Consider the following 22,376-nt stretch of genomic DNA (forward strand, 5'->3'; position numbering starts at 1 on the left):
GATGGGCCGAATGTGGAATGGTCAGTCAAAAATAAGGGAGGGAAACGGAATGGCCACCACCGCGGACGCCTCCATCACACCCGCAGCCGGCCCCGCCTTCGCGCTGCTCGGCACCGTACAGACCGCGCTGATCTTCACCCTCACCTCGCTCACGGTGCCGCTGCCCCGGATCGGCCGGGAACTCTCCCTCGGCCGGGACGACCTGGTCCTCCTCAGTGCCGCCTACGGGCTGGCCTTCTCCGGGCTGCTGCTCCTCGGTGGCCGCGTGGCCGACCGGTTCGGCGGGCGACGCGGCCTCACCGTCGGACTGCTGGTGTTCACCACCGCGTCCCTCGCCGCGCTGCTCGTACCAGGTCCGGGCACGCTGCTCGCGGCGCGCTTCGCCCAGGGGGCCGGGGCGGCGCTCACCGCGCCCGCCGCCATGGCTGTGCTGCGCACCACCCTCCCCGACACCGCCGCATACGGAAGGGCGATGGCCACCTGGGGCGGCCTCTCGGTCCTCGGCGCGACCGCGGGGAATCTGCTCTCAGGGGTCGTCTCGGCGCTCACGTCCTGGCGGCTGACCTTCGCCGTCCCCGTCGCAGTGGGCTCCCTGACACTCACCCTCGCACCGCGGCTGCTGCCGACGACCCCGGCTTTCGCCGGCCGCTCACTCGACCTGCTGGGCGCGTCTCTCGCCACCGCGGGGATCACCCTGGTCAGCTACGGCCTCGTCCTCACCGACAGCCACCCCTGGGGAACGCGATCCGTCCTGGCACCCCTGCTCACCGGGGCCGCGCTCCTCGCGGCGTTCCTGATCACCGAGCACCGCGCCCACGACCCGCTGCTCCCCCTCGGCTTCCTCCGCGACAAGCGCCGGGCCCTCGCCCTGGCCGCCATCGGGCTGACCGCCGCCGGTGTCGCCACGACGTTCATCCTCCTCTCCCTCCATCTCCAGCAGGACCGCGGCTGGTCGGCGCTGCGGACTTCCGCCGCCTTCGTCCCGTTCGCGGTGGCGCTGATCGGTTCGGGCCGGACGACGGGCCCGCTCATCGCCAGGTACGGGGCACCGGCCGTCACCGCCTGCGGGCTCGCCCTCTCCGCGACGGGCCTCGCGCTGCTCGCACTCACCGGCCTCGCACCGCACAGCCCGTACGCGTACGGGCTCCTCCCCGGCCTGCTCATGCTGGCGACCGGCGCGGCGGCCGCGTTCGCGGGGGCCGCCGTGCTCGCGACGGACGGGGTGGAGGCGCGGGAGACCGGTCTGGCGGGCGGCGTCATGAACACCGCGATGGAGCTGGGTCCGACCGTCGTCCTAGCCGCCCTGCTCACCCTCGGCTCCGACACCACCTCGCTCGCCGCGACGGCGGCCGCCTTCGCCGCCGTCGCCCTCCTCCATATGCGCGTCAAGCAACGCACGCACTCACCAAGGGAGTTGTCACCGTGACCGCACGCTTCACCGGTAAGGCCGTACTCGTCACCGGAGCGGGCTCCGGCATCGGCCGGTCCGTCGCACTCGCCTTCGCCGCCGAAGGCGCCTCCGTGGTCGCGGCCGGGCGTACCGCCGCGTCACTCGACGAAACGATCGCCCTGATCGAGAAGGAGGGCGGCAAGGGGATCGCGGTCACCGCGGACGTGACCCGTTCCGAGGAGGTCCGAGCGCTCGTCGCCCGGACCGTCGAACACTTCGGCAGCCTCGATGTCGCGGTCAACAACGCGGGCGTCTTCCGGGGCGGCGTGCCCCTGGCCGACCTCCCGGAGGAGGACTGGCGCGCTCTGCTCGACACCAACGTCACCGGAGTCCTGTTCGGTCTTCAGGCCGAGGTTGCCCAGATGCGCACCCAGCCCACCGGTGGCGCCATCGTCAACATCGCCTCCAACCTCGGCGCGCACCGCCGTGCTCCGGGCCTGGCCGCCTACATCGCCAGCAAGGCGGCCGTGTCTGCGCTGACCCGCGCCGCCGCTCTGGACCACATCTCCGACGGGGTCCGTATCAACGCCGTGAGCCCCGGCCCGTCGGCCACCGCCATGTCGCTGCGCCCCGGCGAGAGCGACGCCGACCGCGCGCTCCGGATGAAGAACGTGTCCCCGCTGGGGCGCGTCTCCTCCACCGCCGAGATCGCGGCGGCGGTGCTGTACCTGGCCTCGCCCGCTGCCGCCTCCGTGGTCGGCAGCGACCTGGTCGTGGACGGGGGCGCCGCCGCCTGACCCGGTCCCGGCCGCGCGCACGAGCCTTCACCGCGCGGCCGGGACCGCCCACGCACCCACTGGCCTAGGAGAGTTCGCGCTCCGTCACCGTCTCCAGTCGCGCCTGCCCGCCGTCGGCCGCCGCCCTCGCCTGGTCCAGGCGCAGCCGGGCCGAACGGCCGCGCAGGGTCAGGGTCATGAGCTGGTTGCCGAACCAGGGACCGCCCGTACGCCGCCAGGTCAGCGGGAGTCGGGCGCAGCGTCCGTGCCGCGCGAGTACGCGCCCCAGCGCACGCGCCGTTCCGCTCCAGCCGAAGCGGAACCCGAACCGCATGGAGCGCGGTACCGAGTTGTGCACCGGGGAGCAGGTGAGCTGGACCACGCGGGAGTCGACCGTCGCGGACCGCCACGCGGGCTCGGCGACATAGGCGTGATGGACGTCGCCGGACAGGACGCTGATGGTCGCCGGCGCCTCGGGGCCCGAACCCGCCTCGGCGATCAGATCCGCCAGCGCGGTGAAGGACGCCGGGAACGCCGCCCAGTGCTCCAGGTCGGCCCCGCGACGCAGCCGCTCCCCGAACCGCGCCCAGCGCGCGCCCCGTTCACCCCGGCACAGCGCGGCGTCCCACGCCTCGGCGTCGTGCACGAGGTGGGGCATCAGCCAGGGCAGTGAGGTCCCGATCAGCAGGTGGTCGCAGGCACCGCGGTCCTGAAGTACCTGCTCCCGCACCCACCGCTCCTCCTCCGGGTCGAGCATCGCCCGCTCGCCCTCGGCCAGCACCCGCGCCGCCCGTGAGTCCACGATCACCACCCGCACCCGGCCCAGGTCGCGGCGGTAGCTCCAGCGGGTCGAGGCGGAGTCCGCTTCGGCCTCGGCGGCGTAGGCGCGCAGCGCGTCGGTGCCGTCGGCGGCGGAGGTGACGGCGGCGTACAGCGGGTCGGCTGCCAGGTCGTCCGGGGAGAGGTTCCCGAGGTGCTGGTAGACCCAGTAGGACATCAGGCCGCTCAGCAGCCGCTCGCGCCACCAGGGGGTGGCGCGCATGTCGGTCAGCCAGGAGGCGGAGGTGTTCCAGTCGTCTATGACGTCGTGGTCGTCGAAGATCATGCAGCTCGGCACGGTGGACAGCAGCCAGCGCACCTCCGGGTCGAGCCAGGACTCGCGGTACAGGCCGGTGTACTCCTCGTAGTCCGCGACCTGGGCGCCGGGCGGTTCGGCCAGGTCGCGGCGGGCGGCGAGCCGGCTCCGGGTCTCCTCGGAGGTCTCGTCGGCGTAGACCTGGTCGCCGAGCAGCAACAGGATGTCGGGGCGTTCGCCGCCGGCCGCGAGCTCGGCGGCGAGGGTGTCGAGTGCGTCCGGGCCCGCCGGGTCGTGGCCGCCGTCGGCGGGCGGCGCTGCCCAGCGGCAGGAGCCGAAGGCCACGCGCAGCGCGTCGTCGGGGGCGGGCACGCGGATGACGGAGGGTGGGAAGGGCGAGTCGGGCAGCGGCCACACGGACTCGCTGTCGAGCAGTACCTCGTACTCCGGTTCCGCACCGGGCGTGAGGCCGCTCACCGGTACCAGGGCGTAGTGGTGGCCCTCGACCTGGAAGGTGCGGGCGGTGCCCTTGGCGCCGTCGGAGCAGCGCACCTCGGCGGTGCACGGACGGCTCGTCTCGACCCAGACGGTCGCGGACGAGCCGTCGACGTACCGCAGCAGGGGGCCCAGGATCAGACTCGTCAACATGTCCTCCGTCCGCCCCGGCCGGTGCGGGCGGGGCGAACCGTACGGTAGTCAACGGCGTGCCGGGGCGGACAGTCCCCCCTCGAAGGCCGGACGGAATCGCCGGGGACCCGGTGCACCGCCTGCGGGACCGAATGGAGTCCGCTACTCCACGCGAGTGTCAAAATCCCCCGATCGGCGGCGTGTCGGCCGCCCACGGATTCGGGGGTCAGGCCCGAGCAGTGAGGATGGCCGTCACAGACGCCACGGCGCGGGTGGAACTCGAGCATCAGGAGAAGCGCGACCTGTGACAATCATCAATCACCCCGAGCCGGCGGCCGAGGACTCGAGCGAGAACGAGCTGCTCGTCCAGCGCAGGCAGCCCGGCAATGTCGTGGTGAAGTGGCTGACGACCACCGACCACAAGACGATCGGCACGCTGTATCTCGCGACGTCGTTCGGGTTCTTCCTGTTCGGTGGCGTGATGGCGCTGGTCATGCGTGCCGAGCTGGCGCGTCCGGGCATGCAGATCGTCTCCAACGAGCAGTTCAACCAGGCGTTCACGATGCACGGCACCGTGATGCTGCTGATGTTCGCCACCCCGCTGTTCGCGGGCTTCACGAACTGGATCATGCCGCTCCAGATCGGCGCGCCCGACGTGGCGTTCCCCCGGCTGAACATGCTGGCCTACTGGCTCTATCTGTTCGGCTCGCTCATCGCGGTCAGCGGCTTCATCACCCCGCAGGGTGCCGCGGACTTCGGCTGGTTCGCCTACTCGCCGCTGACGGACGCGATCCGCTCCCCCGGCGTCGGCGGCGACCTGTGGATCATGGGTCTGGCCTTCTCCGGCTTCGGCACGATCCTCGGCTCGGTCAACTTCATCACCACGATCATCTGCATGCGCGCGCCCGGCATGACGATGTTCCGCATGCCGATCTTCGTGTGGAACGTGCTGCTGACCAGCGTGCTGGTCCTGTTCGCCTTCCCCGTGCTCGCGGCGGCGCTGCTGGCGCTGGAGGCGGACCGCAAGTTCGGCGCCCACGTCTTCGACGCCGCGAACGGCGGGGCACTGCTGTGGCAACACCTCTTCTGGTTCTTCGGCCATCCAGAGGTGTACATCATCGCGATCCCGTTCTTCGGTATCGTCACCGAGATCATCCCGGTGTTCTCCCGCAAGCCGATCTTCGGCTACATGGGTCTGATCGCGGCCACTATCGCGATCGCCGGCCTCTCGGTGACGGTGTGGGCGCACCACATGTATGTCACCGGTGGTGTGTTGCTGCCGTTCTTCTCCTTCATGACGTTCCTCATCGCGGTCCCGACCGGTGTGAAGTTCTTCAACTGGATCGGCACGATGTGGAAGGGCTCGGTCTCCTTCGAGACACCGATGCTGTGGGTCACGGGGTTCCTCGTGACGTTCCTCTTCGGTGGTCTGACGGGTGTCATCCTGGCCTCGCCGCCGATGGACTTCCACGTCTCGGACTCGTACTTCGTGGTGGCGCACTTCCACTACGTGGTGTTCGGCACGGTCGTCTTCGCGATGTTCGCCGGCTTCCACTTCTGGTGGCCGAAGTTCACCGGCAAGATGCTGGACGAGCGTCTGGGCAAGATCACCTTCTGGACGCTGTTCATCGGCTTCCACGGCACGTTCTTGGTCCAGCACTGGCTGGGCGCCGAGGGCATGCCGCGCCGGTACGCCGACTATCTGGCGGCCGACGGCTTCACCGCGCTGAACACGGTCTCCTCGATCTTCTCGTTCCTGCTCGGCCTGTCGATCCTGCCGTTCTTCTACAACGTCTGGAAGACGGCCAAGTACGGCAAGCCGGTGAACGTGGACGACCCGTGGGGCTACGGCCGCTCGCTGGAGTGGGCGACCTCCTGCCCGCCGCCGCGCCACAACTTCGTCACCCTGCCGCGTATCCGCAGTGAATCCCCGGCGTTCGACCTGCACCATCCGGACATCGCGCGGGCGGAGCGCGAGGCGTTCGCCATCGGGCACTGAGTCCGGAGATCACCATGACCAAGCTGCCGGGGCAGGAAGCCGAGGGTGCCGAACTCGGCAACGAGGTCGAGGGGTACCTGCTGTGGCAGGCCACGATCGCGGTGGCCGAACAGCGGGCGCGGGAGTTCGTGGAGCGCATGGAGTGGCTGACCACGGCGCAGCGCGAGGAGATCGAGCAGCTCTACGTCTCCGACAACCTGCGCCGTGCCCGGCAGGACCTGGAGCGCATCGCGGCCCGCTGCCGGTCGCTGCGCGGCGAGTACGAGGAGCGCTACCGCGTGCTGCGGCTGCGCTGTGTGGGATACACCCTGGGCGCGGCGGCCGGCCTCACCTCGGCGGCGGCCGCCGCGCTGGCTCTGAGCCGCTGACCGGAGAGGACCCCTCGCATGAGGATCGCCGTCGTCGGAGCGGGCGGATTCGTCGGATCACGCCTGGTGAAGAGGCTGCGGGCGAAGGGCCACGAGGTCACCGGCCACGATCGTTCCACCGGAGTCGACCTGCTGACCGGAGAGGGTGTGCCGGAGGCGCTGGCCGGAGCCGCCGTCGTGGTCAACACCATCGACGCGCCCAGCTTCGACGAGGCCGCCGTCCCGTTCTTCCGCACCACGACACAGACGCTGCTGCGCGCGGCGGACGGGGCCGGGGTCCGGAACGTGGTGCTCCTGTCCATCGTCGGGATCGACCAGGTTCCGGACGTGGAGTACTACCAGGCGAAACTGGAGCAGGAACGTCTGCTGGAGGGCGGCCCCGTCCCGTACACGATCGTGCGGGCCACCCAGTTCATGGACTTCGTCGAACCGATCATGTCCTGGACCAGTTCGGGCGACACCGTGCGGCTGCCCACCACAAGGATTCAGCCCGTCGCCATCGATGACGTGGTCGACGCGCTCGCCGAGGCCGCCACCGCTCCTCCCCTGAACGGCATCGTCAACGTCGCGGGCCCCGACGTGTTCCAGCTCGACGAACTCGGGCGCCTCACCCTCCGGGCCCACCCCGACGGGCGTGACGTGATCGTGGACGAGGACGCCGGGCTGTTCGGCCAGGTCCCGCAGGACGCCGTCACCGCACCGCCAGGCGCCCACATCGGCACCACCTCCTATGAGCAGTGGCTCCAGCACCACGCCTGACCCGGAACCCGGACAGAGGGATTGCGATGCCCCAGAACGACGAGCCCGCTCCCGGACACCGGTCCGAGGCATGGAAGACCGCCGTGACCGTGGTCGGCGAAGCGCAGCCCCCCGCCTTCCCCGACGGCGCCCGCGTCATCACCGCCCGGGTCGAATTCCCTCCCGGAGACCCCGGCACCCCTCCCCACCGCCACTCCGGCCCCGTCTTCGGCTACGTGGTGGAGGGCGAGATGCTCTACGAACTGGAAGGAGAGCCGCCGCGAGTGATCCGGGCCGGCGAAGCCTTCTGGGAGCCGGGAGGCGACGTGATCCACTACCAGGATGCCAACCACCGAACCGACATCCCCCTCCGTTTCCTGGCCACCCTGGTCTGCGAGCCGGACAAGCCCCTCCTCGAACTCGTCGGCGAACAGGAGTTGGCGGAACGCGAACACCGACGCGCACCCCGGCCCTCCTGACCGGCATCACCCGCACGGTCGGCTGCTACCGCCGGCCGACGCCATGCGGGAGTTCGCACTGATCCCCCACGTCGGCACCGCCTCGTTCCGCCTCGGGATGCCGTTCGACGAGGCGATGACCGAGGCACCCGCCTGGGGGCGCGTCGAACACGCGCCCGCCGGAGGGCGGCCACCGGGCAAGTGGGTCGTGCTCAACGAGCCCTACGACTTCGAGTCCGAACAGCACGAGGAACTGACCGGCATCGAGGTGTGGCGCTTCCGCAAGGAGAGCGCGGACATCCGGTTCCTCCTCGACGGCGTCGACGTCTTCCGCACCCCGTCGGAGGACCTCGTACGGCTCCTGGAGTCGCGGGGGCACGACGTCGTCGAGAGCGACCACGGATACGACGAGGTCCCCGCCCTCGGCCTGCGGTTCGCCAACAACAGCAGCTTCGAGTACCCCACCGACGACGAGGGCGACCCCCTGTACTACGACTACGTCCTGCTCTTCGACCCGAAGCAGGCGTGAGCCGCTCCCCGGGCGGGCCTGTCGTGGCCAGGGGCGCCGCGATGCACCGGTGCCCGCGCCAGCCGGCGGACACGGCTGCTGTGCGGCGGGTCCATGACGTTGATCGACTCGGGCGAGACGAGGGGCTCCGGCGTCAGCCGGGGACAGTCGTGACCGATGATCGCGGCCCGGCTCAACCGGGGATCGGTGGTCACCCGTTTCACGGTGTCGGAGCCGGTGACGACCCACGCCTCGGCGTCGCCGTCGGGAAGCCTGAGACGGGCGGGGAATCCCGTCCCATCAGGTCAGCGAGCGCGGGATCGAACGTGCACTGGACCTCGGATGGCCCCCGGGAACGACCAAGGGCCGGTTTCGGATTTCTCCGAAACCGGCCCTGATCTGCGACTCTCTCGAGTCGGGACGACAGGATTTGAACCTGCGACCCCTTGACCCCCAGTCAAGTGCGCTACCAAGCTGCGCCACGTCCCGATGCTGTTTGACCTGGGGTTTCCCTGGCCGAAACGCGCAGGGAAACTCTACCGCACTCGGGTCGGTGCTCGCGCACCCGTGACGGTTGACCTCAACCGGGCTTGAGGTTGCAGGATCGTCGGCATGACGATCACAGCGGACCACGGCTACGACGATCTGCCCCGGCTGATGAGCCTGATGACCGGCGACGAGAAGCACGACTTCGCCGCAACCTCCACGCTCGATGTGCTGTGGGTGCTCTACGACCGGGTGCTCGACGTCACCCCCGAGCGGGCCGGCGCTCCCGACCGGGACCGGTTCCTGCTGAGCAAGGGGCACGGGCCGATGGCGTACTACGCCGTGCTCGCGGCGAAGGGGTTCGTGCCCGAGGAGTGGCTCCCCGGCTTCGGGTCGTACGACTCGCCGCTCGGGCACCACCCGGACCGGGTGCTCGTGCCGGGTGCCGAGATCGGCAGCGGGTCGCTCGGGCACGGGCTGCCCCTGGCCGTCGGCAGCGCGCTCGGGCTGCGGGCGCAGGGGCTCGGCGGGCCGGCGGTGTGGGTGCTCATCGGGGACGCCGAGCTGGACGAGGGCAGCAACCACGAGGCCATCGCCTACGCCGGGGCGGCGGGCCTGGACCGGCTGCACACCGTGGTCGTGGACAACGCCTCCGCCAGCCACGCCCTGCCCGGCGGCATCGCGGCCCGGTTCGAGGCCGCGAACTGGTCCACCGCCACCGTCGACGGGCGCGATCACGCCGCGCTGTACGAAGCCCTCACCGCCCCGCATCCGGGCCGCCCGCACGCGGTCGTGGCCCGGGTGGAACCGAAGAACGCCCACTGACCGGATCAGAAAGGCCCACCCTCGTGGAAACCCTGGAAACCATGCGTGACCGGTTCGGCGCCGTCGCCTCCCGGCTGCTGGACGAGAATCCGCGGGTCGCGGTCGTCCTCGCCGAGATCGGCCGGGACGCGTTCACGGACGCCGCCCGCCGCCATCCCGACCGGCTGATCAACGTCGGCATCCGCGAGCAGCTCCTCGTCGGGGCCGCCGCCGGACTCTCCCTCACCGGGATGCGGCCCATCGTGCACACCTTCGCCGCGTTCCTCGTGGAGCGCGCCTTCGAGCAGGTCAAGCTGGACCTCGGCCACCAGGACACCGGCGCGGTGCTGGTCAGCGCGGGCGCCTCCTTCGACTGGCCGGCCGGCGGCCAGACCCACATGTCGCCCGGCGACGTCGCCCTGCTCGACACCCTGGACGGCTGGACCGTGCACGTGCCCGGCCACCCGGACGAGGCCGAGACCCTGCTGCGGCACGCCGTCGCGGCGGGCGACGACAAGGTGTACGTACGCCTCTCCCTCCAGCGCAACCGGCTCCCCTTCCCCGTCGACGGCGCCCGCTTCCACACCGTGCGCGAGGGCCGGGCCGGGGTGGTCGTCGCGGTCGGCCCGATGCTGGACCCCGTCCTCGCCGCCACCGAGGGCCTGGACGTGACCGTGCTCTACGCGACGACCGTGCGCCCCTTCGACACGGCCGCCCTGCGCCGGGCCACCGAGACGGCGGGCACCGACGTGGTCCTGGTCGAGCCCTACCTCGCCGGGACCTCGGCCCGCGCCGCCACGGAGGCGCTGTCCGACGTGCCGCACCGCGTGCTCGGGCTGGGCGTGGGCCGCCAGGAGCTGCGCCGGTACGGCACGCTCGACGAGCACCTCGCCGCGCACGGCCTGGACGCCCGTGGCCTGCGGGAACGCATTGGCGCGTTCGTGGGAGCCGGCGCGGTCAGCGCCTAGCCGTTCTGCGGCACTCCCAGATCCGGATGCTCCTCCAGCAGCCGTATGGGGGCCGCCTGGCGCCAGGAGTCGGCGAGGATGTCGCGGAGTTCGTCCTCGCCGTCCAGCGCCGCGAGTCTCGCCCGGACCCAGGCGAAGTTCGCCTCGTGATCCGCGATCCAGAACTTCTCCGGCTCGGCCAGCACCAGTTCGTCCCGCTCCTCCTTCGGGCAGCGCACCGCGAGGGAGGTCTCCTCCTCCGGGAGCGTGGCGAACATCTTCCCGGCCACCCGGAAGGTGGGCATGCTCCAGGCCACCTTCTCGGTGGTGTCCGGCAGGGACAGGGCGATACGGCGTACGTCTTCTGCGTCCGGCATGACACGCACCGTAAGCCCCGGCACTGACAACGGCCCCGGCTCAGCCCTCGGCGGCGGCCTGCTCCAGTGCCTCCAGCACCGGGCGGATCAGCGGATGCCCCTCGGCGCCCCGGCGCACGGCCGCGAAGACCCGGCGGGTCGGGGCCACGCCGTCCACCGGACGTACGACCACACCGGTGAGGTCCATGCCGCGCAGCGCCGAGCGGGGCACGAGGGCCACGCCCGCGTCGGCCGAGGCCAGCGCGACCACGGCGCGGAAGTCGTCCGAGGAGTGCTCCAGGCGCGGCTGGAACCCGGCGCTCTCGCAGGCCAGTACGACCACGTCGTGACAGGGGTTGCCGGGGTACGGGCCGATCCACGGGTCCTTGGACAGCTCCGACAGCTCCGCCAGCGGCATCTCGGCGTCGTCGGCGAGCCGGTGCCCGACCGGGACCACGGCGTCGAACGGCTCGGCGTACAGCGGGAGATGGGTGAGCCGGGGGTCGTCGGCGGGCGGCGCGCCCCGGTACTCGACGGCCACCGCCACATCCACCTGCCGGTCCAGCAGCATCCTCAGGCTCGCGTCGCCCTCGGCGTCCTGGACCCGGATGCCTATGCCGGGCGCCGACCTGCCGAGGCGGGCCAGGGCGGGCGCCACGACCTGGGCGATGCCGGTGGCGAAGGCGGCGACGGTGACCGTCCCCGCCTCGCCCTTGCCGTAGGCCGCGAGCTCCGCCTCGGCCCGCTCGAGCTGGGCCAGCACGGCGTTGGTGTGGCTGAGCAGGATCTCGCCCGCCGGGGTGAGCCGTACCCCCTTCGCGCCGCGCTCGACCAGGCGGTGGCCGGTCTCCTGCTCCAGCGCGGTGAGCTGCTGGGAGACGGCGGACGGGGTGAGGTACAGCGCGGCGGCCGCCGCCGTGACCGTGCGGTGGTCGGCCACCGCACGGAGGATGTGGAGCCGCCGCGCCTCGATCATTCCGCCATTATCGCAAGGCGGCCGCCCTGTTCCGGCGCAGGTCAGCCCGCCAGCTCGGCGCGGGCCGCGATGAAGGCGTCCACGGCGCGGTTCACGTCCTCCGTGGAGTGCGCGGCGGAGAGCTGCACGCGGATGCGCGCCTTGCCCTGCGGGACCACCGGGTAGGAGAAGGCGATCACGTACACACCGTGCTCCAGCAGCAGCTCCGCCATGCGGGCCGCCTCGGCCGCGTCGCCGATCATCACCGGGGCGATGGCGTGATCGCCGGGGAGGATGTCGAAGCCGGCCTCGGTCATGCGGGAGCGGAACAGCGCGGTGTTCTCGGCGAGCCGGACGCGCAGGTCGTCGGCGGACTCCAGGAGGTCGAGGACCTTCAGGGAGGCGGCGGCGATGACCGGGGCGAGGGTGTTGGAGAACAGGTACGGGCGCGAGCGCTGGCGCAGCAGGGCGACGATCTCGGCGCGGGCGGCGACGTAGCCGCCGGAGGCGCCGCCGAGGGCCTTGCCGAGGGTGCCGGTGATGATGTCGACGCGGTCCGTCACGCCGTGCAGCTCGGGCGTGCCGCGGCCGGTGGGGCCGACGAAGCCGACGGCGTGCGAGTCGTCGACCATGACCATCGCGTCGTAGCGGTCGGCGAGGTCGCAGATCTCCGCGAGGGGGGCGACGTAGCCGTCCATGGAGAAGACGCCGTCGGTGACGATCAGCTTGCGCCGGGCGCCGCCCGCGTTCGCCTCCTTGAGCTGGGTCTCCAGGTCGGCGAGGTCGCGGTTGGCGTAGCGGAAGCGGCGGGCCTTGGACAGGCGGATGCCATCGATGATGGAGGCGTGGTTGAGGGCGTCGGAGATCACCGCGTCCTCGGCGCCGAGCAGGGTCTCGAAGACGCCGCCGTTGGCGTCGAAGCAGGAGGAGTAGAGGATCGTGTCCTCCTGGCCGAGGAACGCCGAGAGGCGGGCCTCCAGGTCCTTGTGGACCTCCTGGGTGCCGCAGATGAAGCGCACGGAGGCCATGCCGTAGCCCCAGCGGTCGAGCGCCTCGTGGGCGGCGGCGACCACGCCGGGGTGGTCGGCGAGGCCGAGGTAGTTGTTGGCGCAGAAGTTGAGGACCTCGCCGGGGCGGCCGCCCCCGGTGACCTCGACGGTCGCGGACTGCGGGGTGCCGATGACGCGCTCGGGCTTGTGCAGTCCGGCGGCACGGATCTCGTCGAGGGTGGCGCGCAGGTCGTCGCGGACGTTGTCGAACATGGGGGCTCCTTCGAAGGTGCTGACGGGGGTTACGCGGTCCAGTCCAGGATGACCTTGCCACCCTTGCCGCTCGCTGCGTCCGCGAACGCCGCTTCGTAGTCGCGGTAGTCGTACCGGCCGGTGATCACGGGGGCGAGGTCGAGGCCGCCCTCCAGGAGGACGGACATGGCGTACCAGGTCTCGAACATCTCCCGGCCGTAGATGCCCTTGATGGTGATCATCGAGGTGACGATCCGGGACCAGTCCACTGGGAACTCCTGCGACGGCAGGCCCAGCATGGCGATCCGGCCGCCGTGCGTCATGTTGGCGATCATGTCGCGCATGGCCTCGGGGCGGCCGGACATCTCCAGGCCGATGTCGAAGCCCTCACGCAGGCCCAGCTCCCGCTGACCGTCCGCGATCGTGGTCCGCGAGACGTTCAGTGCCAGGCTCGCCCCTATCTTGCGGGCCAGCTCCAGGCGCTCCTCGCTGACGTCGGTGACGACGACGTTGCGGGCGCCCGCGTGCCGGGCGACGGCCGCGGCCATGAGGCCGATCGGGCCCGCGCCGGTGATCAGGACGTCCTCGCCGACCAGCGGGAAGGACAGCGCGGTGTGCACGGCGTTGCCGAACGGGTCGAACACGGCGGCGATGTCGAGGTCCACGGGGACCCGGTGCACCCACACGTTGGACGCGGGCAGCGTCACGTACTCGGCGAACGCGCCGTCACGGCCCACGCCCAGACCGATGGTGGAGCGGCACAGGTGGCGGCGGCCGGCCAGGCAGTTGCGGCACTTGCCGCACACCAGGTGTCCTTCGCCGCTGACCCGGTCGCCGACCCGGATCTCGCTGACGTCGCGGCCGGTCTCCACGACCTGCCCGACGAACTCGTGGCCGACGATCAGCGGGGTGCGGATCGCCTGCTGCGCCCAGCCGTCCCAGGCCCGGATGTGCAGGTCGGTGCCGCAGATGCCGGTCCGCATGACCTTGATGAGTACGTCGCCGGGTCCCACTTCGGGCTCGGGCACGTCCATGAGCCTAAGACCGGGCTCCGCCTTCTCCTTGACCAGCGCCTTCAACGCTACGGCTCCTGTGGGTGAGGCCCGGGCGCGCGGGCACGCCGAGGCGTCCGCACCGGGTCCGAGGGGTGGAATCACCCCGCAATCTGCCGTATGCGCCGACCGTAATCCATCGAGCTTTTCTTAACCGGCACCTGAGCTTTGCTTCACACCTCCGCCGGCGCGGACCAACTCCGTTTCTGTCAGGGCCCGTTCAGATGGGCAGCCCGTCCTCGGCCGCGCGTTCGATGCGTACGGCGAGTTCGGCGGCCATCGCCTTGATGGCCTCAAGCCCGGACTTTCCCCAGGTGCGGGGCTCGGTGTCGGCGGCGCACACGGTGCCGAGCACCATGCCGGAGCTGTCGATGAGCGGCGCGCCCAGGTAGGAGCGGATGCCGAGGTCGTCGACGATCGGGTTGCCCGCGAAGCGCGGGTAGTCGCGGACGTCCTCCAGCACCAGGGCCTTGTGGCGGACCACCACATAGGGGCAGAACCCATGTTCGCGCGGCAGTCCCCGGCCGGCCTCGGCCCGCGCACCGCCCTCGCGGGCCGGGGCCAGGGGGCCGGTGGGCGGCGCGCTCAGGCCCGCGAAGTACTGGCGCTGCTCGCCGATGAAGTTGACCATGGCGTACGGCGCGCCGGTGACCTGGGCGAGGTGGTCGGCGAAGGCGTCGAGGGCGGGTTCGGGGCGTTCCCCGAGGCCCAGCCTGCGCAGCCGGGAGGTGCGGGCCGGTGCCTCCTTGTCCTCCGGGGTGAGCAGCAGGCCACGGACGCGGCGGGCCGGCTCGTACATCATGACCGGGCTCCGTCGCTGTGGGCGTTCCTCATACGGGGGCTCCAGGGGCTGTAGGGCTGGGTCATATAGGACGGGGTCACATGTGTGCGCTGTGGCTCGGCGCGGGCGCCGGGGTGTGGGCGAGGAGGTGCTGGACGAGGGTGAGCAGGGTCTGCACGCCGGAGCTGGAGATACGGGCGTCGCAGGGGACGACCGGTACGGCGGGGCTCAGGTCGAGGGCGGCACGCACCTCGTCGGGGTCGTAGCGGAAGCCGCCGTCGAACTCGTTGACGGCCACGATGAAGGCGACGCCGCGTTCCTCGAAGAAGTCGACGGCGGGGAAGCACTCCTGAAGGCGGCGGGTGTCGGCGAGGATGACCGCGCCGAGCGCGCCCTCGGACAGCTCGTCCCACATGAACCAGAACCGCTCCTGGCCGGGCGTGCCGAACAGATAGAGGACGTGCCGGGGGTCGAGGGTGATACGGCCGAAGTCCATGGCGACGGTCGTCTCGACCTTGTTCTCCACACCGTCGAGATTGTCGGTGGCCGCGCCGACCGTGGTGAGCAGTTCCTCCGTGCTGAGCGGCGCGATCTCGCTGACCGCACCCACGAAGGTCGTCTTGCCCACCCCGAACCCGCCGGCCACCAGGATCTTGAGCGCGGTGGGGAACGGGTCAGAGCTGTCGTCGTAGTCCATCGAGCACTGCCTCCAGCAGAGACCGGTCAGTGGGGTTGTGGCGGTAGGCGGGGGGCCTGGTGGTCAGCGCCCCGCAGTCGAGGAGGTCCGAGAGCAGCACCTTGGTGACCACGGCGGGCAGCCTCAGGTGCGCGGCCATCTCGGCCACCGATACGGGCGCGCGGGACAGGTCGAGCGCCTGCGCGTGCTCGGGGCCGAGATAGCCGAGCGGGGTGACCCCGGTGGCCATCACCTGGGAGATCAGATCCAGCGCCACGCTGGGTTCGGTACGGCCGTTGCTGACCGTGAACGGACGCACCAGCCGCCCGGCCGCGTCGTCGAGCCAGGGCCCGTCGCCCACGGCGGCCACGCTCACGGCCTCATCGCCGTGGGGTCGGTGACGGGCTGCCGGGGCGCGGTGACGAGGTACGGGCGGACGCTCTTGACCAGCATCGCCATCTCGTAGCCGAGCACGGCGGCGTCGGCCTCGCGTCCGGCGAGCACGGCGAGACAGGTGCCGGAGCCGGCGGTGGTGACGAACAGCAGGGTGGAGTCCAGCTCGACCACGACCTGCCGCACCTCCCCGCCGTCCCCGAACCGGACCCCCGCGCTGCGGCCGAGGGAGTACAGACCGGAGGCGAGCGCGGCCATGTGGTCGGCACTGTCGGGGTCCAGCCCGTGTACGGACTTCACCAGCCCGTCGCAGGACAGGAGCACCGCGCTGCCGGTGTGCGGGACCCGCTGCACGAGGCCGCTCAGCAGCCAGTCGAGGTCGGATGCCTGGGCGGTCGGCGCATCGCTCGCCATGGTGGATCGACTCCTTGGGGTACGAAGGTCTGCGGGAGCGCTGGGAGTTGGGGTGGTGGGGGTGGGGGTGAGGGTGGGGGTAGTGGGGGTGTGCGTCATGCGGGGGGCGAGCTCCTGTCCAGGGGCGCGGGCTCCATATGTCCGGACTCCATGTGGGCGGAACCCATGTGGGCGGAACCCATGTGGGCGGAACCCATGTGCCTCGGGTCCATGTGGCTCGCCTCCATGTGCCCTGGCTCCACGTGGCCGACCTCCATGGGGCCGACCTCCACGTGCCCTGGCTCCATGTGCCCGGACGTCATGTCCGCGGCGGCCATGTGTGCGGTGTCCGTATGGGGAGCCTCCATGTACGCGGCCCCCGAGGGCGCACCGTCACCAGTAGGCGGCGGCTCCACGTACCCCTGCTCCACGGCCTCCAGGCTCTGCTGGGACTCGGCGAGGCCGACCCCGCGCTGGAAGGCGGCCATCAGGCCGGGGTCGTGGCCCACGACGAGGTCGCTCTCCTGACGCGGCGCGGGCCCCCCGCGCAACTGCGGCACGATGTGTTCCTGGGCGCGGCGGCGCGGCAGCCGGGGCTTGTCCACGCCGGCCGGTGCCACTCCCCCGCGTGGTGTCGGCAGCACACCCGCGTGGGCCTCCACGACGACCCGGTCCCCGACACTGATGCCGGGCACCGCCTCGGCCGGGTTGGGCCGCCGCTCCTGTGCACCGCGCTTGGGCAACGGAGGCGGGACGGCACCACTCGCCGCGCCCCCACCCCCGTCCGCCCTGGCCCCGGGAGCCGCGCCCGTACCCGCACCCGCGTCCCCACTCCCCCGCCGCGCCACCTGCCGATGCCGCCCCGTGGCCGCAGCACTCGGCGCACTCGGCGCACCCGCAGCATCCGAGACACCCGCCCCACCAGACCCCGCCGGCCCGGCCCCCGCCGCCCCAGCCCCCACGGACCCGGCCGCCACCACCCCCTGACCAGCAGCAACCTCCTGACCAGCAGCAGCTCCCTCACCCTCCGGCACCACCCCCGGCACCGCCCCCGCCGAAGCCCCCAACAGCGCCTGCGGCACGACCAGTACCGCCTGCACGCCCCCGTAGATGTTGGTCTGGAGGCGTACCGAGATGCCGTGGCGGCGGGCGAGTTGGGAGACGACGTAGAGACCGATGCGGCCGTCGGCCAGCAGGCTGGCGACGTTGACCTGGTCGGGGTCGGCGAGGAGGGCGTTCATCCGGTGCTGTTCATCGACCGGCATGCCGAGTCCCCGGTCCTCCACCTCGATGGCGAGCCCGGAGGTCACGAGGTTGGCGCGCAGCAGCACTTGGGTCTGCGGGGCGGAGAACACCGTGGCGTTCTCGACGAGTTCGGCGAGGAGGTGGATGACGTCGGCTACGGCGTGGCCGCGCAGTTCGCCGTCGACGGGCGGGACGAGCCTGACCCGTGAGTACTGCTCGACCTCGGCGATGGCGGAGCGCAGCACCTCGGTCATGTCGACCGGGTTGCTCCACTGGCGCCGGGAGACGGCGCCGCCGAGCACGGCGAGGTTCTCGGCGTGGCGGCGGATACGGGTGGCGAGGTGGTCGACGTGGAAGAGCCCCTTCAGCAGATCGGGGTCCTCGATCTCGTTCTCCAGCTCGTCGAGGATGGAGATCTCCCGGTGCACCAGTGACTGGAGACGTCGGGCGAGGTTGACGAAGACCTCGAGTTTCTGTTCGTTGGCGGCCTGGCTGGAGAGCTGGGCCGCGCGGACGACGGCGGTGACGGCGCCGTCGTGCGCGCGGGCCAGGTCGGCGGCGAGGAGTTCGAAGTCGTCGGCGTCCTCGGGCGGCCTGCGGCGCGGTTTGCCGCGCGGCGGCGGCTCACCGCGGCGCAGCGCGTCGACCAGGGCCCGCAGGTCGGCCTCGCTCCGGGCGGCGTTGCGGCGCAGGGCGCCGACGCGGTCGCCGACGGAGCGGGCGGCCCGGTCGGCGGCCACGGCGGCGATGGCGATGGCGGCCCCGGCGACCACGACGGTCAGGGCGAGCACCGCCCAGAGGGCGAGGCCGGTGTGGGCGCCGCTGGAGCGGACGGTGAACACGACGGCCGCCGTGGCGGCGAGGGCGACCGCGACGGGCGGGAGCACGGCGAGTCGCACGAGCTGGGGCCGCAGGAGCGTTTCGGGCAGTGCGGGAGCGGGTCGGGCGACCGGTCTCCCGTGTCGGCCGCCCTCTCGGCGGTCGGCACGGGAGACCGGTGCGCGGAGGTGAGACATCTGCGTCCTCGTACTGGTCCGTCGGGCCTGGTGTCGGAAAAAGGAGTGGGAAAAAGGGCCCTGAGCCATCCGACGGGCATTCACGGTAGTTGCCCGTGCGGCAGGTGCGGTGGTCAGTTGACAAAGTCTCCCGGTCCGCTTCCCGCTCTGGTATGAGGCGTCGCACGACAGATCGATAAAGCCGGTGAATTTGCGCGACAAAGAGAAAAGAAAATGGTCCGGACCGATCAGAAGAAATCAACGAAGGGGTGCGGGAATTCGCCGCCCGGTACGTGGACGCCGTCCCGGCCCGTGATCCAGAAGTGATCCACGCCCCGTACTCTCCGCCTGATCGGCCTGCACGGGCGGGCGGTGAGGACGGGGGACGGATCATGACGTTCGGACGCGCGGCGATACCGGCGGTGGTCGGTGGGCTGCTGTTCACGGCGCTGCTGTGGTGGGCGGGGGCGAGCTCCGACGCCCTGCACCTGCCGGGGAGCGCCGATCTGCTCGGCGGCGAGGCGGCCGCCGATCTGCAGCGCTGGCTCACGCCATGGGCGTACGACCCGCCGCAGCCCTCGGCGTACGCGTCCGGCGGCGACGGCGCGCGCTACCTCGATCTGTTCCACACCGCGATGCAGATCCGGTTCGGGGCGGTCTTCGTCGTCTTCACCGTCGGCGCGCTGTTCCTGGTCCGGTGGCTGCCGCCGGTCGCCGGGCGGGTGCCCGCCGCGCTGCTCGCGCTGTGGGCGTGGGGTCTGGTGTCCGCGATGCTCGCGGTGACGGTGTCGGCGCCGTGGCAGATCGCCTCGTACGGGCACGGGAGCTACCGCTTCCTGCCGAATCTCGCGGGCTCGACGGCCGGGGGACGCGAGGTCGCGGCGGTGGTCGGGCTGGTCGTGGCGGCCGCGACGGTGCTGCTGGGGCGGGCCACCACCAAGGGCGCGGGCCCGCCTGCCCCGCCGGGAGGTCCCGGCCCGCGCCGCGCGCCTCGCGGCCACGGCCGGGACGGCGGTGATCGCGCTGTCGCTGCTGGTGCTGTCGTACCAGCCGGTAGCCGCCGAGATCCAGACGGCGCCCTACGGCGGCGGTTTCCTCTCCGAGCCGGGTGATCTGCTGCGCGAGTGGCTGCTGCTCGGCGGCTGGTCGGGCCCCGCGGGCACCCCGGTCGGCGACTGGCTGCTCGCCCGGTCGTCCGACGTGCTGGTGCTCGCGGTGGTGTGGTGGGCGCTCCGGCTGCTGCCGGGCCTGCTGACCAAGGCCACGGTCCCGGCGATGGCGGTCGGCACGGTCTGCGCGACCGTCGTCGGGCTGGTGGCCGGGCAGCTCCTCCAGGTGGTGACGGTCGGCGGCGGCATGAAATGGGGGCTGCGGTACATCGTCGGCAACCTGGGCTCCGGCGTCCCGGCGGCACTGACCTGGGGGCTGGTGGCGGGGGCGGTGGCCGCCCTCGCGCTGCGGGCGACGGCGCCTAAGGAGTCCGCCGCTCCGGAGGCGGCTCGGGCCTAGGAGGTCAGACCAGGGTCAGGACGACCGCGAGCGTGGAGTCGTACTTCTGCTGCCGTCCCGCGACCGACTCGAGGACCTGCTGGGCGCTCTCCCACTGCTCGGGCTGGGCCTTGGCGTAGTCGCGCCAGCCGAGGACGACGAGGAGGCGGCCCGCCACCTCGGGGCCCCAGCCGATGTCGCCGCAGGCGTCCTGGAACGCCTGCCAGTTGCGTCCGGCGAACTCGGGCAGGTCGAGGGCCTTGGTGGCGCGGTCCATGAATCCGGCCTGGTCCGTGACGCCTGCGAGGTCGAGCGGGATGACCTTCCAGCCGGCCTGGTGGACGACCTCGGCGAGGGTGGCTGCGGGCATGTCGGCACCGCCTTACGGGTCCGGGGATTGCGTCGGTCCACCCATCATGCCCCGGTCAGAGCGGGTCCGCAGGTTCGCCGGACGGGGTCCGGCAGGCCCTCCGAGGTAGGCTGGAGCCTTTGTGCCCCGGAGCCGTACCGGGTGCGCCCGAGCCCGACAGGTACCTCTCCTTGACCACGTCCGTACCCTCGGCGCCCGCTCGTCCGCGCCGCTTCCGCCGCCCGTCCTGGCTGTCCGACCCGAGGGTGCTGCGCACCGAGGTGCTGGGCGGTCTGGTGGTCGCCCTCGCGCTGATCCCGGAAGCGATCTCGTTCTCGGTGATCGCGGGGGTGGACCCGGCCATCGGCCTGTTCGCGTCGTTCACCATGGCGGTGACCATCGCGTTCGTGGGCGGCCGGCCGGCCATGATCTCCGCCGCGACCGGCGCGGTGGCCCTGGTCATCACCCCGATGAACCGGGAGCACGGCTTCGGGTACCTGATCGCCACGGTGATCCTGGCGGGCGCGTTCCAGATCGTGCTGGGCGCCCTGGGAGTGGCTCGGCTGCTGCGGTTCGTGCCGCGCAGTGTGATGGTCGGCTTCGTGAACGCGCTGGCCGTCCTGATCTTCCTGACGCAGCTCCGGGAGCTGACCGATGTCCCCTGGCCGGTCTATCCGCTGTTCGCGGCCGGGGTGGCGCTGCTGGTCCTCTTCCCGAAGCTGACGCGGGCGGTTCCGGCGCCGCTGGTGTCGATCGTGGCGCTGACCGCGGTCACCGTGGCCGCCGGTATCGCGGTGCCGACCGTGGGCGACCGGGGTGCGCTGCCCTCGGCGCTGCCGGTTCCCGGGCTGCCGGACGTGCCGTTCACCATGGACACGCTGACCACCATCGCGCCCTACGCGCTGGCCATGGCGCTGGTGGGCCTGATGGAGTCGCTGATGACGGCGCGGCTGGTGGACGAGATCACCGACACCCGCTCCTCCAAGACGCGCGAGTCGGTCGGCCAGGGCGTCGCCAACATCGTGACGGGCTTCCTCGGCGGCATGGGGGGCTGCGCGATGATCGGCCAGACCATGATCAACGTGCGGGTCTCGGGGGCCCGTACCCGGCTGTCGACGTTCCTGGCCGGGGTGTTCCTGATGGTGCTGTGCATCGCCTTCGGGCCCGCGGTGTCGAAGATCCCGATGGCCGCGCTGGTCGCCGTGATGGTGATGGTGTCGGTGGCCACCTTCGACTGGCACTCGATAGCGCCGCGCACCCTGCGGCGGATGCCGGCCGGGGAGATCGCGGTCATGGTGCTCACGGTGGTGGTCGTGGTGGCGACACAGAACCTGGCGATCGGTGTGGTGGTCGGCACGCTGGTCGCCATGGCGGTGTTCGCCCGCCGGGTCGCCCGGTCCGCCGAGGTCACCTCGGTCCTGGACCCGGACGGCTCGACGGTGGTCTACCGGGTCACCGGCAACCTGTTCTTCGCCTCGGCGAACGACCTGGCGCATCGTTTCGCCTACGCCACCGATCCCGGCCGGGTGGTGATCGACCTGTCCGCCGCCCAGGTGTGGGACGCCTCGTCCGTCGCCGCGCTGGACGCCGTCGAGGCGCGGTACGCCGAGCACGGCAAGACGGTCGAGATCAGCGGCCTGGACGAGCGGAGCGCCCGCCTGCACAGCACGCTGACCGGCGAGCTGACGGGCAGCGGCTGACCGGGACGTACGGCCGTCACCCGGTCGCGGCCAGCAGGGTGCGGCCGCCGAGCGCGACGGAGAACCGGTCGGTGATCTGGGCCAGTGCCTCGGCGGTGCCGGGGGCGACGGCCAGGGTGCCGTCCTCGCGCACCACTATGTCCTTGTCGAGGGTGAACCAGCCCTGGACTATGTGTGCGGCACCCATGGAGCTGAGCACCGGCCGCAGGGCGTAGTCGATGGCGAGGACGTGGGCCGTGGTGCCGCCGGTGGCGAGCGGCAGGACCGTCTTGCCGGTGAGCGCGTACTGCGGGAGCAGGTCGAGGAAGGACTTGAGCAGCCCGGAGTACGCGGCCTTGTAGACGGGGGTGCCGATCACGACGCCGTCGGCACGGTCGACCAGCTCGGCGGCGGCCGCGATCGCCGGATGCCGCACATCGGCGCCGAGCAGCGCCTCGGCGGGCAGGCCGCGCACGTCCAGCGGGACCACCTGATGGCCCTGGCGGCTGAGCCGCTCGTCCAGATGACGCAGCAGACGGCCGGTGCGGGAGGTGGCGGAGGGGCTGCCGGAGATGGACAGGACGGTTGCCATGGTGG

24 protein-coding genes and 1 tRNA gene are annotated in these 22,376 nt (G+C 71.8%); 12 read left to right on the top strand and 13 right to left on the bottom strand.

The window, feature by feature from the left end:
• Positions 1-49 precede the first annotated feature (49 nt).
• Positions 50-1,426 (top strand): MFS transporter, encoded by a 1,377-nt coding sequence (locus HEK131_RS19020; RefSeq protein ID WP_244336286.1) that lies wholly within the window; start codon positions 50-52, stop codon positions 1,424-1,426.
• Positions 1,423-2,187, top strand: coding sequence for an SDR family NAD(P)-dependent oxidoreductase (locus tag HEK131_RS19025; RefSeq protein ID WP_244336287.1), 765 nt, complete (start codon positions 1,423-1,425; stop codon positions 2,185-2,187). Before HEK131_RS19020 ends, HEK131_RS19025 begins: the two co-directional genes overlap by 4 nt.
• Before the next feature lie 64 nt (positions 2,188-2,251).
• Here the strand turns inward: HEK131_RS19025 and HEK131_RS19030 are convergent, their stop codons facing one another.
• Complete coding sequence (locus HEK131_RS19030) at positions 2,252-3,886, bottom strand: alkaline phosphatase D family protein (protein ID WP_244452070.1); 1,635 nt, start codon at positions 3,884-3,886, stop codon at positions 2,252-2,254.
• Positions 3,887-4,172: 286 nt separating this feature from the next.
• On the opposite strand from HEK131_RS19030, the gene ctaD reads away from it, so the two are divergent.
• From ctaD to HEK131_RS19055, 5 genes are read left to right on the top strand one after another with little or no spacing between them, the layout of a single operon-like run.
• Complete coding sequence (gene ctaD, locus HEK131_RS19035; protein ID WP_244336288.1) at positions 4,173-5,867, top strand: aa3-type cytochrome oxidase subunit I; 1,695 nt, start codon at positions 4,173-4,175, stop codon at positions 5,865-5,867.
• A gap of 14 nt (positions 5,868-5,881) precedes the next feature.
• Positions 5,882-6,235, top strand: coding sequence for a cytochrome C oxidase subunit I (locus tag HEK131_RS19040; protein WP_217465511.1), 354 nt, complete (start codon positions 5,882-5,884; stop codon positions 6,233-6,235).
• An 18-nt stretch (positions 6,236-6,253) separates the two neighbouring features.
• Positions 6,254-6,994 (top strand): SDR family oxidoreductase, encoded by a 741-nt coding sequence (locus HEK131_RS19045; RefSeq protein ID WP_244336289.1) that lies wholly within the window; start codon positions 6,254-6,256, stop codon positions 6,992-6,994.
• A gap of 26 nt (positions 6,995-7,020) precedes the next feature.
• A complete protein-coding gene (locus tag HEK131_RS19050; protein ID WP_217465509.1) occupies positions 7,021-7,452 on the top strand; it encodes a cupin domain-containing protein in 432 nt (143 codons plus the stop codon).
• 43 nt (positions 7,453-7,495) lie between these two features.
• On the top strand, positions 7,496-7,960 hold the full coding sequence (locus HEK131_RS19055) for a hypothetical protein (protein WP_244336290.1): 465 nt from the start codon (positions 7,496-7,498) through the stop codon (positions 7,958-7,960).
• 394 nt (positions 7,961-8,354) lie between these two features.
• Here the strand turns inward: HEK131_RS19055 and HEK131_RS19065 are convergent.
• A tRNA-Pro gene (locus HEK131_RS19065) sits at positions 8,355-8,428 on the bottom strand.
• A gap of 123 nt (positions 8,429-8,551) precedes the next feature.
• Here HEK131_RS19065 and HEK131_RS19070 point away from each other — a divergent pair.
• Together HEK131_RS19070 and HEK131_RS19075 are read left to right on the top strand one after the other, a co-directional pair.
• Entirely contained in the window at positions 8,552-9,250 is a 699-nt protein-coding gene (locus HEK131_RS19070; RefSeq protein WP_244336291.1) for a transketolase, read from the top strand.
• A 32-nt stretch (positions 9,251-9,282) separates the two neighbouring features.
• Positions 9,283-10,197 carry a transketolase family protein gene (locus HEK131_RS19075; protein WP_244452071.1) on the top strand — a complete coding sequence of 305 codons (915 nt, stop codon included), beginning with the start codon at positions 9,283-9,285 and terminating at the stop codon, positions 10,195-10,197.
• On the opposite strand, the gene HEK131_RS19080 is transcribed toward HEK131_RS19075, so the two are convergent.
• The 9 genes from HEK131_RS19080 to HEK131_RS19120 form a co-directional block, all read right to left on the bottom strand.
• A complete protein-coding gene (locus HEK131_RS19080) occupies positions 10,194-10,553 on the bottom strand; it encodes an MmcQ/YjbR family DNA-binding protein (protein WP_244336292.1) in 360 nt (119 codons plus the stop codon). The genes HEK131_RS19075 and HEK131_RS19080 overlap by 4 nt on opposite strands.
• 40 nt (positions 10,554-10,593) lie before the next feature.
• Positions 10,594-11,508, bottom strand: a complete 915-nt coding sequence (locus HEK131_RS19085) for a LysR family transcriptional regulator (protein ID WP_244336293.1) — start codon at positions 11,506-11,508, stop codon at positions 10,594-10,596.
• 41 nt (positions 11,509-11,549) lie between these two features.
• Complete coding sequence (locus tag HEK131_RS19090; protein WP_244336294.1) at positions 11,550-12,749, bottom strand: glycine C-acetyltransferase; 1,200 nt, start codon at positions 12,747-12,749, stop codon at positions 11,550-11,552.
• Between the two features lie 29 nt (positions 12,750-12,778).
• Positions 12,779-13,807 (bottom strand): L-threonine 3-dehydrogenase, encoded by a 1,029-nt coding sequence (gene tdh, locus HEK131_RS19095; protein WP_161148323.1) that lies wholly within the window; start codon positions 13,805-13,807, stop codon positions 12,779-12,781.
• A 193-nt stretch (positions 13,808-14,000) separates the two neighbouring features.
• Positions 14,001-14,582: a GAF domain-containing protein gene (locus HEK131_RS19100; protein ID WP_217465502.1), complete on the bottom strand. Its 582-nt coding sequence runs from the start codon at positions 14,580-14,582 to the stop codon at positions 14,001-14,003.
• Positions 14,583-14,658: 76 nt separating this feature from the next.
• Positions 14,659-15,258 (bottom strand): GTP-binding protein, encoded by a 600-nt coding sequence (locus HEK131_RS19105; protein ID WP_244336295.1) that lies wholly within the window; start codon positions 15,256-15,258, stop codon positions 14,659-14,661.
• On the bottom strand, positions 15,236-15,607 hold the full coding sequence (locus tag HEK131_RS19110; RefSeq protein WP_217465522.1) for a DUF742 domain-containing protein: 372 nt from the start codon (positions 15,605-15,607) through the stop codon (positions 15,236-15,238). The genes HEK131_RS19105 and HEK131_RS19110 overlap by 23 nt, the downstream gene beginning before the upstream one ends.
• Positions 15,608-15,609: 2 nt before the next feature.
• Entirely contained in the window at positions 15,610-16,044 is a 435-nt protein-coding gene (locus tag HEK131_RS19115; protein WP_217465501.1) for a roadblock/LC7 domain-containing protein, read from the bottom strand.
• 95 nt (positions 16,045-16,139) lie between these two features.
• On the bottom strand, positions 16,140-18,284 hold the full coding sequence (locus HEK131_RS19120; protein WP_244336296.1) for a sensor histidine kinase: 2,145 nt from the start codon (positions 18,282-18,284) through the stop codon (positions 16,140-16,142).
• A gap of 371 nt (positions 18,285-18,655) precedes the next feature.
• Between HEK131_RS19120 and HEK131_RS30225 the strand changes: the two genes are divergently transcribed.
• The gene (locus tag HEK131_RS30225) at positions 18,656-19,375 is read left to right on the top strand and encodes a hypothetical protein (protein ID WP_347881863.1); all 720 of its coding nucleotides are present in this window, start codon (positions 18,656-18,658) and stop codon (positions 19,373-19,375) included.
• Complete coding sequence (locus HEK131_RS30230) at positions 19,278-19,772, top strand: hypothetical protein (protein ID WP_347881864.1); 495 nt, start codon at positions 19,278-19,280, stop codon at positions 19,770-19,772. The genes HEK131_RS30225 and HEK131_RS30230 overlap by 98 nt, the downstream gene beginning before the upstream one ends.
• A gap of 4 nt (positions 19,773-19,776) precedes the next feature.
• Here the strand turns inward: HEK131_RS30230 and HEK131_RS19130 are convergent, their stop codons facing one another.
• The gene (locus HEK131_RS19130) at positions 19,777-20,121 is read right to left on the bottom strand and encodes a barstar family protein (RefSeq protein WP_161146586.1); all 345 of its coding nucleotides are present in this window, start codon (positions 20,119-20,121) and stop codon (positions 19,777-19,779) included.
• A 170-nt stretch (positions 20,122-20,291) separates the two neighbouring features.
• Between HEK131_RS19130 and HEK131_RS19135 the strand changes: the two genes are divergently transcribed.
• Positions 20,292-21,800 carry a SulP family inorganic anion transporter gene (locus tag HEK131_RS19135; protein ID WP_244336297.1) on the top strand — a complete coding sequence of 503 codons (1,509 nt, stop codon included), beginning with the start codon at positions 20,292-20,294 and terminating at the stop codon, positions 21,798-21,800.
• Between the two features lie 16 nt (positions 21,801-21,816).
• On the opposite strand, the gene ssuE is transcribed toward HEK131_RS19135, so the two are convergent.
• Positions 21,817-22,371 carry an NADPH-dependent FMN reductase gene (gene ssuE, locus HEK131_RS19140; protein WP_244336298.1) on the bottom strand — a complete coding sequence of 185 codons (555 nt, stop codon included), beginning with the start codon at positions 22,369-22,371 and terminating at the stop codon, positions 21,817-21,819.
• Positions 22,372-22,376: the final 5 nt, after the last annotated feature.

This window comes from Streptomyces seoulensis, assembly GCF_022846655.1.
Classification (GTDB): domain Bacteria; phylum Actinomycetota; class Actinomycetes; order Streptomycetales; family Streptomycetaceae; genus Streptomyces.